Origin of the sequence: Ligilactobacillus sp. UO.C109 (assembly GCF_026847815.1) — a bacterium.
GTDB lineage: Bacteria > Bacillota > Bacilli > Lactobacillales > Lactobacillaceae > Ligilactobacillus > Ligilactobacillus salivarius.
This window is the reverse complement of sequence record NZ_JAPSFH010000006.1, coordinates 161,675-178,153: the sequence shown is the minus strand read 5'-3', so window position 1 is coordinate 178,153 and position 16,479 is coordinate 161,675. Positions and strand designations below refer to the sequence as shown.

General features: G+C 31.9%; 13 protein-coding genes. 9 read left to right on the top strand and 4 right to left on the bottom strand.

Translation table 11 applies throughout. The features are described from left to right. Positions 1 to 14: 14 nt before the first annotated feature. The gene (locus OZJ21_RS02325; RefSeq protein ID WP_087250074.1) at positions 15 to 671 is read left to right on the top strand and encodes a hypothetical protein; all 657 of its coding nucleotides are present in this window, start codon (positions 15 to 17) and stop codon (positions 669 to 671) included. A 69-nt stretch (positions 672 to 740) separates the two neighbouring features. Here OZJ21_RS02325 and OZJ21_RS02320 read toward each other — a convergent pair whose 3' ends face one another. Continuing rightward, on the bottom strand, positions 741 to 1,913 hold the full coding sequence (locus OZJ21_RS02320; RefSeq protein ID WP_268857372.1) for an MFS transporter: 1,173 nt from the start codon (positions 1,911 to 1,913) through the stop codon (positions 741 to 743). Between the two features lie 3 nt (positions 1,914 to 1,916). Beyond that, positions 1,917 to 2,240, bottom strand: coding sequence for a MazG nucleotide pyrophosphohydrolase domain-containing protein (locus tag OZJ21_RS02315; protein WP_003705442.1), 324 nt, complete (start codon positions 2,238 to 2,240; stop codon positions 1,917 to 1,919). Between the two features lie 281 nt (positions 2,241 to 2,521). Between OZJ21_RS02315 and yjeM the strand changes: the two genes are divergently transcribed. The 3 genes from yjeM to OZJ21_RS02300 all read left to right on the top strand — a co-directional run bounded on the left by yjeM (position 2,522) and on the right by OZJ21_RS02300 (position 6,469). Then, positions 2,522 to 4,012 (top strand): glutamate/gamma-aminobutyrate family transporter YjeM, encoded by a 1,491-nt coding sequence (gene yjeM / locus OZJ21_RS02310; RefSeq protein ID WP_268857371.1) that lies wholly within the window; start codon positions 2,522 to 2,524, stop codon positions 4,010 to 4,012. Between the two features lie 224 nt (positions 4,013 to 4,236). Further along, positions 4,237 to 5,736, top strand: a complete 1,500-nt coding sequence (locus OZJ21_RS02305) for an ABC transporter substrate-binding protein/permease (protein ID WP_011476410.1) — start codon at positions 4,237 to 4,239, stop codon at positions 5,734 to 5,736. Next, complete coding sequence (locus OZJ21_RS02300) at positions 5,729 to 6,469, top strand: amino acid ABC transporter ATP-binding protein (protein ID WP_003704724.1); 741 nt, start codon at positions 5,729 to 5,731, stop codon at positions 6,467 to 6,469. Before OZJ21_RS02305 ends, OZJ21_RS02300 begins: the two co-directional genes overlap by 8 nt. Positions 6,470 to 6,544: 75 nt before the next feature. Here the strand turns inward: OZJ21_RS02300 and OZJ21_RS02295 are convergent, their stop codons facing one another. Beyond that, complete coding sequence (locus tag OZJ21_RS02295) at positions 6,545 to 7,141, bottom strand: GDSL-type esterase/lipase family protein (RefSeq protein WP_268857370.1); 597 nt, start codon at positions 7,139 to 7,141, stop codon at positions 6,545 to 6,547. A 106-nt stretch (positions 7,142 to 7,247) separates the two neighbouring features. Here OZJ21_RS02295 and coaA point away from each other — a divergent pair, with 106 nt between their 5' ends. The 5 genes from coaA to OZJ21_RS02270 all read left to right on the top strand — a co-directional run bounded on the left by coaA (position 7,248) and on the right by OZJ21_RS02270 (position 13,925). Beyond that, positions 7,248 to 8,168 carry a type I pantothenate kinase gene (gene coaA, locus OZJ21_RS02290; protein ID WP_047035958.1) on the top strand — a complete coding sequence of 307 codons (921 nt, stop codon included), beginning with the start codon at positions 7,248 to 7,250 and terminating at the stop codon, positions 8,166 to 8,168. A 111-nt stretch (positions 8,169 to 8,279) separates the two neighbouring features. Then, the gene (gene guaA, locus OZJ21_RS02285; RefSeq protein WP_199161407.1) at positions 8,280 to 9,821 is read left to right on the top strand and encodes a glutamine-hydrolyzing GMP synthase; all 1,542 of its coding nucleotides are present in this window, start codon (positions 8,280 to 8,282) and stop codon (positions 9,819 to 9,821) included. A gap of 818 nt (positions 9,822 to 10,639) precedes the next feature. Further along, positions 10,640 to 12,541 (top strand): DUF2142 domain-containing protein, encoded by a 1,902-nt coding sequence (locus OZJ21_RS02280; RefSeq protein ID WP_268857369.1) that lies wholly within the window; start codon positions 10,640 to 10,642, stop codon positions 12,539 to 12,541. A gap of 30 nt (positions 12,542 to 12,571) precedes the next feature. Next, positions 12,572 to 13,534: a glycosyltransferase family 2 protein gene (locus tag OZJ21_RS02275; RefSeq protein WP_268857368.1), complete on the top strand. Its 963-nt coding sequence runs from the start codon at positions 12,572 to 12,574 to the stop codon at positions 13,532 to 13,534. Continuing rightward, positions 13,515 to 13,925 carry a GtrA family protein gene (locus OZJ21_RS02270; RefSeq protein WP_003709545.1) on the top strand — a complete coding sequence of 137 codons (411 nt, stop codon included), beginning with the start codon at positions 13,515 to 13,517 and terminating at the stop codon, positions 13,923 to 13,925. Before OZJ21_RS02275 ends, OZJ21_RS02270 begins: the two co-directional genes overlap by 20 nt. Positions 13,926 to 13,984: 59 nt before the next feature. Here the strand turns inward: OZJ21_RS02270 and OZJ21_RS02265 are convergent, their stop codons facing one another. Next, entirely contained in the window at positions 13,985 to 16,390 is a 2,406-nt protein-coding gene (locus OZJ21_RS02265; RefSeq protein WP_268857367.1) for a Xaa-Pro dipeptidyl-peptidase, read from the bottom strand. Positions 16,391 to 16,479: the final 89 nt, after the last annotated feature.

Here is a 16,479-nt window from a genome sequence, read left to right as displayed (position 1 = left end):
ATTTGGAGGATAAAATGAAATTAAACAAATTAATTGTTACTTTTAGTAGTGTACTCTTAGTGGGAACATTAGCTGCATGTGGCAATAAGAGTGCCGAATCTCAAGCACAGACTTCTGCACATGAAAGTAGCGTTGTAGTAAAGAAATCTCATAAGAAGAGTGCAATTAAGGCTAAGGCAGTTTTTGCTGAAGATGCAGATGTTGCAGATAACACATCTAAATCTAGTAAATCATCTAGCGTAGATAGTGAAAAAGTTAATCCAGATGGTAGTAGCAGTAGTAGTAAAGCATTAGCTTCCTCTGCAGATGAGTTAACAGAACAACAACAAGCTGCATTAACAGGTTGGTATGCAGGAAACTATGCTAAAACAGATGGACAACCATCAGCAAACTCTAAAGTTGGTGTAACTAAAGCATCTCGTTCTCAAATGGGAACACCTGCTTTACCAACTGGTGGAGATACTTATTATCAAATGTACTGGCAAGATGGTTATGGTGATAAGTCATTGACTTACACTGTAAAAGATGGTCAAGTATACATTTATGATAATAATGGAAATTGGCAACAAACATCTATGCAAGCTATTTTGGATAAGGCTAAAAGTGAAGGGGCAACTGGACAAATTAGTACAGTGGCTGGAAACACCCAAATTACAAACGAACAAAAGTAATAATTTAAGCATAAAGAAAAGCAATTTTGATTGAGTTGAATCTCTTTCAAAATTGCTTTTTTGGTTGTGTTAAATTCTATACTTTCTTCGATAAAAAATCGAACAAAGAAATGCACCTAGTAGGGCAAGAAAAGCTAATGAGAATGGAGCTTGTGGGCTGAAATTATAAATAATTCCAGCTAAGTAAGCACCTAGAATTTGTCCTAATGATTGTGTTGATTGATAAAATCCTAGTACTAAGTTACGTGTCTCAACTTGAGCTTCTTGTGTAATTAAATCTTGAAGTAGTGGAGTACTCAAAGCATAGAAGCCGTAGAATATACAACTACTGATAACGTAAGTTGTTAGATGATGGCTAAATAAGATAAGTACCATTAAAGTTGAAGCACCTAATAGTACATAGATCAAGCTTTTACTAATCTTAGTATTTTTCATTAAATACAAACCAATTGAAGTATTAACAATCAAAGAAATAATACCGATAGCTCCCTTAAAGATCCCATTAAAACTACTAGAAAGATTGAAGATATCTTTTAAATAGTAGTTAAAGCTTTGATCAAAGGCAGTATATCCTAAATACAGTAAGATTGAAACAGAGAATAATAAGGCAAAAGCTTTATTCATAAATAAACGTCCATCTTCGAGGCGTTTAAGTGGATTTGATTCCTTCAATATAAGAAATAATTGCAAACTATCAGTGTTTTGCGAATCTTTTTCAAGTAAAAGATAGAATAATATCCCGACTAAAGTTAGTTGAATAACTTGAACTGCAAAAGATAGATAAACATTATACGCACCAAGCATTCCACCGACAAAGTAACCTAAAGCGCTAGCAACAGTTTGAATAGTAGCATTAAGAGTTAGGTTAGCTCCTCGATTTGTTTCACTGGATAGATTAACAATATAGTTAAGCACACCTACAAAGAATGCGCCACATGCTAGTCCTGCAAGCAATCGGCCAATTAAGATCAGGCTTGTTGTATGTCCGATAGCAAATAAGAATTGTGCAACAGCATAGCCAATACAACCAATTGCGATAACAGACTTTGAGTTAACTAAGCCAGCAATCTTACTCCAAAATGGAGAGGCGATAAAGATACCAAAGGACATTACCGCAAAGGCCGTACCAAAGACAGAATTATCAAGATGAAGCATCTTAAAATATGTAGGTGTAACTGGATGGGCATAGTTAGCTGCTAGATTAAATAAAGCGACAAGAAAAAATAAAGTTTTTTTCTCCATATATTAAACATCCATATTAAAACGTTTCTTTAATTTGTTTTCGCTATATTCAAGTAATTCATCAGGTTTAATGTCATATTTAGCAGCCAATACCAATACCTGATCAATAACATCTGCCATTTCTTCTCTTAAATTATCTTCTTTTTCAGCTTGATTTAAGATTTTTTCGCCAGGATGATCGCGTCCGACTTCAATTGTACGAACAGCACGTGATAATTCTCCAAGTTCTTCTGTAATATAATTAACTCGATCTTGAGGTGGATACTTAAACCAATCTCTTTTTTCATAGAATTTAACTAACCATTGTTGATGTTCATTAATATCCAAAATATATTCACTCCTTCATAATAATAAAACATACAGGAAACAGGTATATTTTTCAAGTTAGACGAATTTTAGAAAGAATGAATTTTTTACAATTAAAAAACAATGAATAATCATAAATTATACGAATATTCCATGAATATTATGTTTTAAAATTCAAATTTATGGTATAAGAATGAATTTTTATTATAAAACAATAAAAAATCTATCATAATTAATACAAATTGCATAAAAGAGAATATACTTTAGTAGTTAATAAATATACATAAGATGGAGTGGAGATTTTGGAAGAAAATAAAAAGAAAATCACGACATTTGGCTTAGTTATGATGATTATTACCGCTATCTTTGGTTTTGGTAATGTATCTAATGCTTATGCACAAATGGGTTATGGTAGTATTATTTGGTATATTTTAGCAGGGATATGTTTCTTCTTCCCTTGTGGTTTAATGATGGCAGAATATGGTTCTGCATTTAAAGACGCCAAAGGTGGTATTTATTCCTGGCTAGCTGAATCAATCGGAGAACGTGCAGCTTTCATTGGAACCTTTATCTGGTTAGCATCTTGGATTGTCTGGATGGTATCAACAGCTTCACGTATCTGGATAACATTTTCTGCATTGATTTTTGGCAAAGATACTACACAACATTGGTCAATGTTAGGTCTATCATCAACTGAAGTTATTGGTATTTTAGGAATTTTATTTATTTTAATTTCAACATTCTTTACAACACAAGGAATGGATTCAATTTCTAAAGTTGGTTCTTTAGGTGGAATTTTTACGGTTGTAACTAACATTATCTTTTTGATTGCTAGTTTAATCATTATTTTTGCTAATCATGGTCAATTAGCTCAACCTATCCATGGAATGAAAGATTTTATTACTTCACCTAATCCACAATTCCAAACCCCAATCGCTATTATTTCATTCGTTGTTTATGCAATTTTTGCTTATGGTGGTATGGAATCTTTAGGTAGTGTAACTGATAGTATGGATAAGCCAGAAAAGACTTTCCCACGTGGATTAATTATTGCTAGCTTATTTACCATCGGTGCATATGTAATCATGATCTTTATGATTGGTTTCAGTGTTAACTATAACTCTGTTGTTGCTAAGCATGGGGTAAACTTAGGTAACATCACATATATTGTCTTTAACCAATTAGGTGTCTATCTAGGACATTCATTAGGTTGGTCAGCAGCTGCATCTCATACAACAGGTATGTTAATTACAAGATTTGTAGCTTTAACACAAGTTTTAGGATTTTTAGGTGCGATGTTCATTCTCTTATACTCACCAATCAAGTCATTTATTTTAGGTTCAGATAAGAGATTATGGCCGGAAAAATTAACTCGCCTTAACAAACACAATATGCCAGCCAATGCAATGTGGTTACAAGCAATTATTGTTTGTGTAATTATCTTCTTAGTAGCCTTTGGTGGATCTGCAGCTCAAAGATTCTATTTAATCTTGACTGATATGGCAAATGTATCTACTAGTTTCCCATATCTATTCTTAGTTGGGGCATTCCCATTCTTTAAGAAAAAGAAGATTGAACATTCATTTGTAGCCTTTAAGAATCCATTCTGGACTAACTTATTAGTAATTATTATTGAAATTATCTTATCAGCAGGTATTATCTTTACTTGTGTTCAACCAATTTTGGATGGCGATTTTGAGACAGCCTTCTGGACAATTGCTGGTCCAGTCTTCTTCGGATTAGTGGCATTCATCTTCTATCAAGTTTCATCAAAGAAACATAAAATAAAATAGTTAAAGAGACATCAATGAGTTTTGTAGATAAGCTCATTGATGTTTTTATTTTATAGAAAACTGTTACATAAATATATTTTATTCATTTTAAATGCAATTTAAACATTAATTATGAATAAAATATACAAAATTTCAAAAAATACTTGCATAAATAAACAATAGAAAGTATACTAATCATATCAACTTGAAAACTATAGATTATATTAATGAGGGAGATTATGAGTATGAAAATTTTTAAGAAGATATTAATGCTTTTAGCTGTACTCATGATGGTAGTTACACCATTTGCTGCGATTACTGCTGATACAACTTCTAGTAGTTCTTCCGCTGATACAGCTAAGACAACAGATGATTCATTGAAAAAGGTAAAAGAAAAGGGAACATTGGTAGTTGGTTTAAGTGCCGATTATCCACCTTACGAATTTACTACTAAGCAAGATGGCAAGACTGAATATGTCGGAATTGATATTCAAATTGCTAAGAAATTTGCTAAAGATTTAGGCGTTAAGTTAGTTATTAAGAATATGAACTTCGATTCCTTACTAGTTGCGCTTGAAACAGGTAAGATCGATACAATCATTTCTGCGATGAATCCAACTGAAGAACGTCGTAAGAGTGTTGATTTCTCTAACATTTACTACTCTGGTGGTAAGTACATTGTTATCAACAAGAAAGATAAGAGTAAATATACGTCTAAGGAAAGCTTTAAGGGTCAAACAGTTGGTGCTCAAAATGGTACTTTGGAATACAATTTGATTAAGCAACAATTCCCTGGAGCAACAGTTAAAGGTTTAGCTAAGTTAAACAACTTAATTATTGCTTTACAATCTGGTAAGGTATCTGGGGTATTGATGGAAGAACCAACAGCTAAGGCTTACGTACAAAATAACCCTAATTTATATGCATTCAACTCTAAAGTAAGTGTTGATGTTAACGAAACAGGGGCTGCAATGGCATTTCCTAAAGGAGCAACAGCTTTAACTCAAGCTGCTAACAAGACAATTGCTGATATTAAGAAACAAGATTTATTAGACAAAGAATACGTTCCAGAAGCTGCTAAGTATATGAAGCAATCTAGCAAGCACAACACAATGGCTAGTTACTGGACATACTTCGCAAAAGGTATTGAATATACGTTAATTATCACAGTTGTATCTGTATTAATTGGTTTTGTTTTAGGTATCATTCTTGCTTTGATGCGTTTAGGTCACAACAAGCTTTTACACGGTTTAGCAGTCGCATACATTGAATTTATTCGTGGTACTCCATTAATGGTACAAGTAATGTTTGTATACTTCGGAATTGGTGCAGTTATTCAATCATTACCTGCTTTGGCAGCTGGTATCATCGCTGTATCTTTAAACTCTGGTGCTTATGTAGCTGAAGTTATTCGTTCAGGTATTGAATCAATCGCAATTGGTCAAACTGAAGCCGCAAGAAGTTTAGGTATGAGTCAAAAGCAAACATACCAATATGTTGTTATTCCACAAGCAATTAAGAATATTTGGCCAGCTTTAGGTAATGAATTTATTACCTTGATTAAGGAAAGTTCAATTGTATCAGTTATCGGTGTAGGTGACTTGATGTATCAAACACAGTTAGTTCAATCTGCTACTTATAAAGGTGTAGCTCCATTGGCTATCACAATGGTAATCTACTTTGTACTAACCTTTACATTATCTAAAGGCTTGAATTACTTTGAAGGGAAGATGAAACATGAGTAACAAAAAGATGATTGAAGTACAAAATCTTCAAAAGAAGTTTGGAGATAATCTCGTTCTTAAAGATATTTCTGAATCAGTAGAACAAGGTCAGGTTATTTGTGTAATCGGTCCTTCTGGTTCTGGTAAGAGTACCTTTTTAAGATGCTTGAATGTGTTGGAACGTCCAACTGGTGGTAAGGTAATTTTTGAAGGAAAAGACTTAACTCATATTTCTGAAAAGGAATTAGATAGCCTACGTGAAAAAATGGGCATGGTTTTTCAAGGCTTTAACTTATTCCCTAATATGAGCGTATTGGAAAATATTAAGTTAGCTCCAATGAAAGTTAAGAACGTTGATGAAGTACAAGCAGAAAAGACAGCAAAAGAATTATTAGCTAAAGTTGGATTGGCTGATAAAGCAAATCAATTCCCAGATAGTTTATCTGGTGGTCAAAAGCAACGTGTAGCGATTGCTCGTGCTTTGGCGATGGATCCAGAAGTAATGCTATTTGACGAACCAACAAGTGCGTTAGACCCAGAAATGGTAGGAGAAGTATTGAAGGTTATGCGCGACTTGGCTGATTCAGGAATGACTATGGTAGTTGTAACACACGAAATGGGCTTTGCTAAAGAAGTTGCCGACCAAATCTGGTTTATGGCAGATGGCTACGTACAAGAAGTAGGAACACCAGAAGAAGTTTTCGAACATCCAACTTCTGAACGTGCTAAAGATTTCTTAGCTAAGATCTTATAAGATAGGAAAATAAAAAGGTAGTTTATAGAAATAGCACTTACTCGGTTGTTTTGAGTAAGTGCTATTTGCGTATTGCTATTGTTTTTCTAATAGATCTTTTTCTCTATTTTCTGTACTGATTTTATTTTTAGCTTCGATTAAAGGAGCCAAACCTTGAACTAGTAGCTCGTAAGCTTTTTTAGAGTAGTGAATATCATCAGCTTGTAGTAACTCACTAGCTTCATATTCAGAAGCGACACTGTGCCAATCATAACAAGCAACGTTAAGTTCTTCAGCTAATGTTACAAGTCCTTGAGCATACTGGGATAACTTCTGATTAGGATAAAAGTCTTGTAAGCTAGGTCCAGTAATCCCAGGAGTGATAAGAATACATTTTTGAATTCCAATTAAAGTTATCATTTCTTTAATATTAGTGATAAAAGTTTGATAATCAGGACCTTCAGCTGTTACATCATTTGTACCAAAGAAAATAGTAACGATATCAGGATTACTTTGAAGTACGTCAGCTTGAATACGTGAAAGGGACAAGTCGGTACGATCTCCTGGAACTCCTCGATTCAGAATTTCAACATTTGGAAAATATTTTCTGATTTCATTAGAAAATATTGGAGAGGGATAGCCGTCAGTCATGCCAGCGGTAATACTATCTCCAAATAAAACTAAATTTGTCATATAGATCACCTTTAAATTTGTTATCAGCTTTTTGAAAGCGTAATATTATTATAAAATAATATGATATAATGATGAAGTTAAAAATATACAGTTGTGAGAAAAAAATATGGAAAATAGACTAAATTATTATAAAATTGAACGCGATGAATGGAGCAATTTCTATCAAGAACACATTGTTCCATTAACCGAAGAAGAATTATTGAATTTAAAATCTTTAAATGACCAAATTTCCTTGAAAGATGTGCAAGATATTTATATGCCACTGGTGCACCTTTTGAGAATACACTTAGACTCACATCAAGAGCTACAAGATAGCCAATCTGAGTTTCTAGGAGTAAAAGCACAAAAGGTACCATTTATTCTAGGAATAGCGGGATCAGTTGCGGTAGGTAAGAGCACAACTGCTCGTTTATTACAAAGCTTATTAAGTGAAGTCTATCCAGATAAGAAAGTTCAGCTTATTACAACGGATGGTTTCTTATATCCTAATCAAGAATTGAAGAGACGTAACTTAATGGAAAGAAAAGGATTCCCAGAAAGTTATGATATGAGAAGACTATTGCGTTTTGTAAATGACGTTAAGAATAATTTACCTGCTAAAGCACCAGTATATTCACATAAAGTCTATGATATTGTAAAAGGACAATATGAAACAGTAGAGAGTCCAGATATTTTAATTGTTGAAGGGATTAATGTTTTACAATTGCCAACCAACCAACAAATTTATGTGAGTGATTTCTTTGATTTTTCAATTTATGTAGATGCTGAAGAAAGTTTAATTGAAGAATGGTATCTGGAAAGATTTGAGACTTTGTTAGATACAGCTTTTAAGGATCCTACGAACTATTATTATCCTTATGCAATTGGTGACCGAAAACAAGCAATTAAGATGGCTAAAAATATTTGGAAAACAATAAATCTTAAGAACTTACGGGAATTCATCCTACCAACACGTAATCGAGCTGATTTGATCATGCATAAGACGAATAATCATGTAGTAAATGAGTTATTTTTGAGAAAATACTAAGTTAGTGATGAGTTATGGTTTAAAACATTGCTCAACTATTGCTAACTATGTATAATAGGTACAAAGCATAATGAAATTTAAGATGAGGTGAAAGACTTGGCTAATGTTGATATGCAAACATTTGATAAAATTATCGTTTTAGACTTTGGTAGTCAATATAACCAATTGATTACACGTCGTATTCGTGAATTCGGTGTTTACTCTGAATTACTATCACATAAGCTTACAGCCGCTCAAATTAAGGAAATGAATCCAAAAGGAATTATTTTCTCTGGCGGTCCTAACAGTGTTTATGATGATGGTGCTTTCCAAATTGATCCTGAAATTTTTGAACTAGGTATTCCTATTTTAGGTATCTGTTATGGTATGCAATTAATGGCACACAATTTACCAGGTGGTAAGGTAGAAAGTGCTGATAACAAGGAATATGGTAAGGCTATTATTACAGTTAAGAACCAAGAAAATGTAATGTTCAAAGACTTACCAGAAACTCAAACAGTGTGGATGAGTCACGGTGATTTAGTAACACAAGTTCCAGAAGGCTTTGAAGTTACAGCAACAAGTGATAACTGCCCAATTTCTGCAATGGCTAATGATGCTAAGAAATTCTACGGTTTACAATTCCATACAGAAGTACGTAACACAGAATATGGTAACGATATTTTACGTCATTTTGCTTTCGACGTTTGTCAAGCTCGTAGCAACTGGTCCATGGACGACTTTATCGATATGCAAATTCAAAAGATTCGTGAAACTGTTGGCGATAAGAAAGTCTTACTTGGATTATCTGGTGGGGTAGATTCATCTGTTGTAGGTGTATTGCTACACAAAGCTATCGGTAATCAATTAACAAGTATCTTTGTTGATCATGGTTTGTTACGTAAAGGCGAAGCTGAACAAGTTATGGATAGCTTGGGTGGCAAGTTTGGCTTGAACATTATCAAAGTTGATGCTAAAGAACGTTTCTTGAACAAGTTAGCAGGTATATCTGATCCTGAAAAGAAACGTAAGATTATCGGTAACGAATTTATTCGTGTCTTTGATGATGAATCTGCTAAATTAGAAGGAATTGAATTCTTGGCACAAGGTACTTTGTATACAGATATTATTGAATCTGGTACAGATACTGCTCAAACAATCAAGTCTCACCACAACGTTGGGGGATTACCAGAAGATGTTCAATTCAAATTAATCGAACCATTGAATACTTTATTTAAAGACGAAGTTCGTGAACTTGGTGAAAAACTTGGAATGCCACATGAATTAGTATGGCGCCAACCATTCCCAGGTCCAGGTTTAGGTATTCGTGTAATTGGTGAAATTACAGAAGAAAAACTTGAAATTGTACGTGACTCTGATCTTATCTTACGTGAAGAAATCGCAAAACATGGTTTAGATAAGGAAATTTGGCAATACTTTACAGTATTACCAGGTATTCGTTCCGTTGGTGTTATGGGTGATGGTCGTACTTATGACTATACAGTTGGTATTCGTGCAGTAACTTCTATCGATGGTATGACTGCTGACTTTGCACAAATTCCATGGGATGTATTGCAAGAAATTTCAGTACGTATCGTAAACGAAGTAGATCACGTTAACCGCGTAGTGTATGATATTACTTCTAAGCCACCTGCAACTATTGAATGGGAATAAGTTGCTAATGCAACTTGGTGACGTAATACCAATTTAACAACGATTTAGGGAACAAAACCCAACCAAAAAAACAATAAAAATAACATGGCTGTTTGCCAAAAGTTTGCCAGTAGTGTAAAAGCTACTGGTTTTTTATTACGTATAAAAAGAATGAATGTATAAAACTTTATTTATTATATTAGACATAGGAGAAATTCTGGAATTTATGCAAGTAAGCGTTAAATTTGCAGAAATTAGTAAATTGGTTCTGTGTCTAGATTTACAAATTGGATAAAATCAAAAAAAATAAATCAAAAGGAAAAAGAATAGGTATGAAATGAAAATTTCAACTTGTAGAAGATAACTATAGATTATTTTTAATTAGTAGAAAATAATTGTCTATATTACTGGTGTAACGAGAATACAAAATAAAATATGGCACTAAAGTAATATAGATATTAGAAGTCTTGGTGTTGTATGATAATAATGGTTTACATATTAGTAGTTAATAAAGATCAATTAGTGATATTTGGAGTTCTGAAATATGAATTTATATAGGAAAAAATTGTAATTTACTATTTTTAATATTGTAAGTATAATTAGTTGAGATAAAAATAGAAACGTAATTATGAAAGGAACAGTTAATGAAGATAGATAATTCATAAAAAATTTTTACAATTAGGTATATATTACCAAATTATTAGCTATTAGATTCAATGAAATTTGCTATAGTCTTGTAGACAGTATAAAGAAATGCAGAGATTTAATCTTTTAGAGTATAAGAATTTTATAATGTATTTATTGTGTTATAGATAAATTGAAAAAGTTAAGGAGAAAAGATGTTTAAAACAATGATTAATATTTTAAGAAAGTATAGTTTGTTTTTTCTACTAGTAATAGGTATAATCTCGTTTAATTTGTATACTTTTAAAGGTGATTATAGAGTAAGTGAAAATATAGGTGGAGTAAGTAACTATACGAAAGTTATAAACGATAAGGGAATCAAAGAAAATATAAAATTTGACTCAAGTAATTTATATTCTTTAGGTATATGGTTGAAAGTGAACTCACCTGGGGATGATAATGATATTAAAGTAAAACTACTTGATGGTTCTAAAACAGTATATAGTGGAAATATTCCAAAAAATGATATAAAAGCGAGTGAAGCAAAAGAAGCTACTTTAAAACTCAACGGAGAAAAAGGAATAAAAGTACAGAAAAATAAATCATACACTCTTGTAATAAAAGATAATTCTAAAAGAAGAGATTCTTCGTTAGTATATTTGAATAGTCAGAAAAAATTATGGCATAGAACAACATATAAACTATTGGATAGTAAAACTATAAAAAGTGCAGCTATTTTAATTGAGGTTATTATATTATCTTTTTTGGTATATTTAATTAGATTTTCTCATTATCGAAAAAGACTATCAAAATTTGAAAATCAATTTTTATTAGTATCTATGTTTTTAATTATAGGTTATGCATTATTTATTCCAGTATATCGTGCGCCAGATGAAGCACAACATTTTGCAAGAGCTTATGGTGTTTTACATGGAATATTTTTAGTGGATTCATCGGGGAACATTAATATTCCTAATAATCTTATACCTGTAGTGGATGTAGTCAATAGTAATTACATTGATACTATAAAAAATCTTCATGTTACATTAAGTAGTCAACTTTCAAGTACTAATATTATTAATATGGCACTGTATACACCTCAATCTTATGTGCTACAAAGTTTAAGTATAGGTATAATTAGTATAGTTACTAAAAATGTATTATTAATTTTTTATGGAAGTAGAATATTAGTTGGGATATTATGTACATTAATAATCTATTATTCAATAAAATATATTCCAGTTGGCAAAGAAGTTTTGGCTATTTGCTCACTACTACCTATGAATGTTGCTGAAAGAGCCAGTTTATCAGCCGATGGTTTTACTTATACAGTGGTTATAGCTTTATTTAGTTTTGTAATATATAGTTTAAAAAATGAGAATAATATTACTAATAAAATGAAAGTGATGATGTATATATTAGTATTCTTCTTAGCATCATGTAAGGTTATATATTTTATTCTAGGATTTCTTATATTGTTGATTCCAAATAAAAAGTTCGGTAGTAAATTAAAGGGAGTATGGCATAAATTAATATCAGTGATTATATTAATGGGAGTGTCTGTTGGATGGTTGAAGATAGCTTCTAGATATCTTGTTAATACCAATGGTGGTGCTTCATCTTCTGAAAAGGTAATGTTTATGTTAAAACATCCTTTTAATTATATAGAAATTATGAATAATACACTTTGGAAAAATATCTTTGCACACGTAGAGCAGATGATAGTAGGTCCATTAGGAGCACTAAATATTGAAATTAACAGCGGAATACTAATACTGTTATTAATAGTATTAGTTAGATACTGTGTTTTTGATTTTAAATTGAATTTAAGAGTACTATTTATATGGATATTATGTTTAGCTAATGTGGTATTAATATATACTAGCTTATATGTACAGTGGACACCTGCTTTAAATGGAGTTTCTCAAATTACAGAAATAATTGGTATTCAAGGAAGATATTTCTTACCAATACTACCTATTATGATGGTATCTTTTCAATTGAATAAGATTAATAATAAAGATGTAAGTATTGTTAATGACTGGCGAAGTATAGTTAGTCTATTAGTAATTAATATGTTGGTATTGTCCAATGTTATAGGATTTTTTGCTATATAATATAAAGATAAATTAGGAGAATTTGTACACATGAAAGATGATCTAGCTATTTTGATTCCTTGTTATAATGAAGGGATAACTATTAGAAAAGTTGTTGAAGATTGCCTTAGAGATACAAAAGATATTGATGGAAAAGTCAACATTTATGTATATGATAACAATTCAACTGACAATACAGTAGAAGAAGCAAAAGCTGGTGGGGCAATAGTTAGGTATGAATATCAGCAAGGTAAAGGTAACGTTATTAGACGTATATTTAGAGAAATAAATGCTAAATGTTACATTATGTTGGATGGCGATGATACATATCCAACTAATGCTATTCCTGAGATGTATCAATTAGTTTGTGAAAAAAATGTGGATATGGTTATAGGAGATAGACTATCTTCCAGTTATTTTGAAGAAAATAAGAGACCGTTTCATAACTTTGGCAATAGAATTGTTCGTGGTAGTATTAATTGGTTGTTTAAGAGTAATATAAGAGATATTATGACAGGTTATAGAGCTTTTAGTTACCAATTTGTTAAAGCTTATTCAATTCTATCTAAGGGATTTGAAATTGAAACTGATATGAGTATTTTTGCAATTGAAAATAATCTATCTATTCAAAATAAAATTATTGAATACAAGGATAGACCTGATGGTAGTGAATCAAAGTTAAGTACGTACTCTGATGGCTTTAAAGTGTTGTTGAGAATCTTTAATTTGTATAGAGAATATCACCCATTGAAATTTTTCTCAATCATAGGTGGCATATTATTTTTATTAGCACTAGGTTTCTTTATACCAGAAGTATGGATACCATATTTAAATACAGGATTAGTACTAAAAATTCCTACGTTAATATTCTGTTGTTTCTTTGTGTTAGCTGCTATTTTATCAGTATATAGTGGGCTTATTTTGGATGCAGTATTACAAAAAGAAAAGAGAGAATTTGAATTTAGATTACAATTAATAAATAATGGTGAAATAAGTGAAGAAAATAGGAATTAATAAAGCAGTTATTGCATATTTATTTTGGGGTGTAGTGACAACTATTCTAAACATAGGAATTTTTATGCTAGTGGTAAAAATAGGCATCAATTATCAAGTGGGAAATGTTCTAGGATGGCTAGCTGCAGTTACAGTGTCATATTTTACTAATAAAGTTTGGGTATTTTATTCTAAGTACATGGGATTAAAAAATACTATAAAAGAAATGGGACGCTTTTTCTTTTATAGAATTGTAACGTTAGTAATGGACTTTGTAATAACATTTATAGGTATAAGTTTACTAGGTATTAATTCCTTTATTGTTAAAGTTGTTGATAATGTAGTAGTTGTTGTATGCAACTATATATTTAGTAAATTATTGATATTTAAAAAAGATAATCAAGATTTATAATTAAACAAACAAACGCAGATGAATCGAGACAATAAAGTCTTGTTTCATCTGCGTTTTTGTTATTCTTCTATTGGAAGTAGGCAATATGAGCCTGTAGTATCAATGTGATATGAATTTTCTTCATTGCCTTGTAAAGTCATTTCCATATCAGTTGCATAGATTACCAAGCCTAACTTATGTCCCTTAGGAAGATGATAGAACATAGGTTGGGTAGTAATTTCAACATCATAGAACTTATTCACTTTAAGTTCATCTGTACTAAAGTCATTATGTCGATTTTGTAAGTTCAAGTGAGCTTGTGTAATCATCTTAAATGGTGTTTCCTTAGCTAACTTAAATTCTACTAAATTATCTTCTTGCCAGTGATAACCTAAATCTAAGCCACGTCTTTCAATAATTGTAGGAGTAGCTCCTAGACGTTTAGCATCGCCATAATCAACCAACTTAACACTAACCAATCCATGATCAAGTTGACTAGCAATCTTCAATTTGATTTTAGCGACACCTTTAAGTAAAGTTTCATGCTTTAAAGGTTCGCTAGTGATGATTAAACGATTATTTTCAAGTTTTGGACTAGTTGGTGCAAGAATATCTTCTTTCCAACTATTAATATTTGCTTGATAGTGTTTAAATGTAGCTTCTGGCAAATGATTACTAAATTCTAAAGTTTGATTTTCTTTCTTTTGTTTAGAGAGAGAATCAGAATCTAAGTATAACTTAGTAAAGTTCTTACTTTGCCAACTAGAATAAGTTTCCCATGTACTTTCTTTAGTATTATTTTGAACTAAGATATCTGGGAGTAATTCTTTAGCATTATTCTCAACACCATACAATTTATGACTTAACCAAAGATTCATCATGTCTGTGAAATCAAGTGATTGGAAATTGTTGATGTAGATATGTTGACCTTGATGTAAGATAAGTTTCTTCGTTACTTCAACATCACCAAGTTTATTATATAAGTTAAATACATTCTTTAACTTAACATTCCAGTCATTGAGACCATGAACCATCACAATATCACATTTGATGTTACTTACATCTTTCAAATAGTTACGAGCATCCCAGAAAGTATTGTAATTACCAGTAGTGCGATCTTGATCTTTAGTAATAGTTGATAGGAATTTGTTAAAACCATCTTTAGCACGATTATAGTCACCAGCACTTTTTTGACGGCTAAAACATTCTTCAGCTAAGATGTCGGCATCTTCCCCAGGGAATCCACCAGGTGCAATAACAAGTCCGCCTTCACGATAGTAGTCATACCAGCTAGAGATAGCAGCTTCACTAATGATAGTCTCTAATCCTTCTACGCCAGTAGTAGCGGTAGCTGTGGCAAGCGTTCCTAGATATGATTTCCCAGTCATCGCTACTTTTCCATTTGACCACCAAGCAGGAATAGCCTTATTAGCTTCTTTAGTTGTAAAGGCCGTTCTCTTTCCGTTTAACCATTCAACTACATCTTTAGCTCCTAGAGTTTCAGCTTCATCGCCACAAGTACGGTAGCCATCAGAATCCAGAGTTCCGACTCCACCAGAATAAACAACAGCAAATCCACGAGCTAACATGTAGTCATTAAAAGTATATGTAAATAAGTGTTCCCAACTTTCTTCAGCATTTTTAGTAGAGATAACAACAGGACGTTTCTTAGGAAGTTTAGTTTCTGGCTTATGGTATTCAATATCTTGATAAGAAAGCTGGTTAACTTCCTTACGTTTAATTGGTAAGTCAACACTGTGCATCATTTTCTCAGCACTAGCATCATTAGTTCCTAAATAGTAGGGACTAGCTGTGAAAATAGTAGGGACTTTCATACCATTATCAGTCATTGCTGGACGCGTAATGATAACTTTTAGTAAATCACGCTTACCATCTTGGTCGGTATCTAATTCTGATTCAACATAGACTACTTCGTGGATAAGTTTATTTGTATCAAAAACAGGTTGAGCTTTTCCGTTAAAGAAAATTGGTTCTGTCAGATTCAATTGGTAAAATTGTGTGAAATATCCACGGTTAGCTAGAATATCGAGTAAATTCTGTCCCTTTTTAGTTGAAGTACATAGTAAATCATACCAAGCATTAATAACATCATCGCAATGATTTAATTCTTTTTGGTATGGCAAGTTTAGCTTGTCCATTGCAGAAAATGGATCTTTTAAATCGAAATCAAGCTCAGTTTCAAATCCTAAGAGTTGTAAGCCGACAGCATAGAAAACGCGAGCATTTATTTTACTAGAGTTTAAATAAGTTAAAATATCAGCATTCTCAGTAGCTGCTAGATTGGAAAGAGCGTGATTTTTAGCTACTTCAGTTTTGAAATTTGGGAAAGCACGTTCCAAAAATAAGCGATAAATATGATTGCTAGCTAAATCTTCATCACCAGCGTGAAGAAAAGCAATACGATTGAGTTCTGCTAATTTTTGTTCAAAAGGAACTTTGACATGAGCGAATTGATTGAATTTCATAATAACGATCCTTTCTTTTAGAATATTTATTACCATTATAGACTTTTTATAGAAAAACTTCTATGGTAATAGAGGGAACGTTTACATTG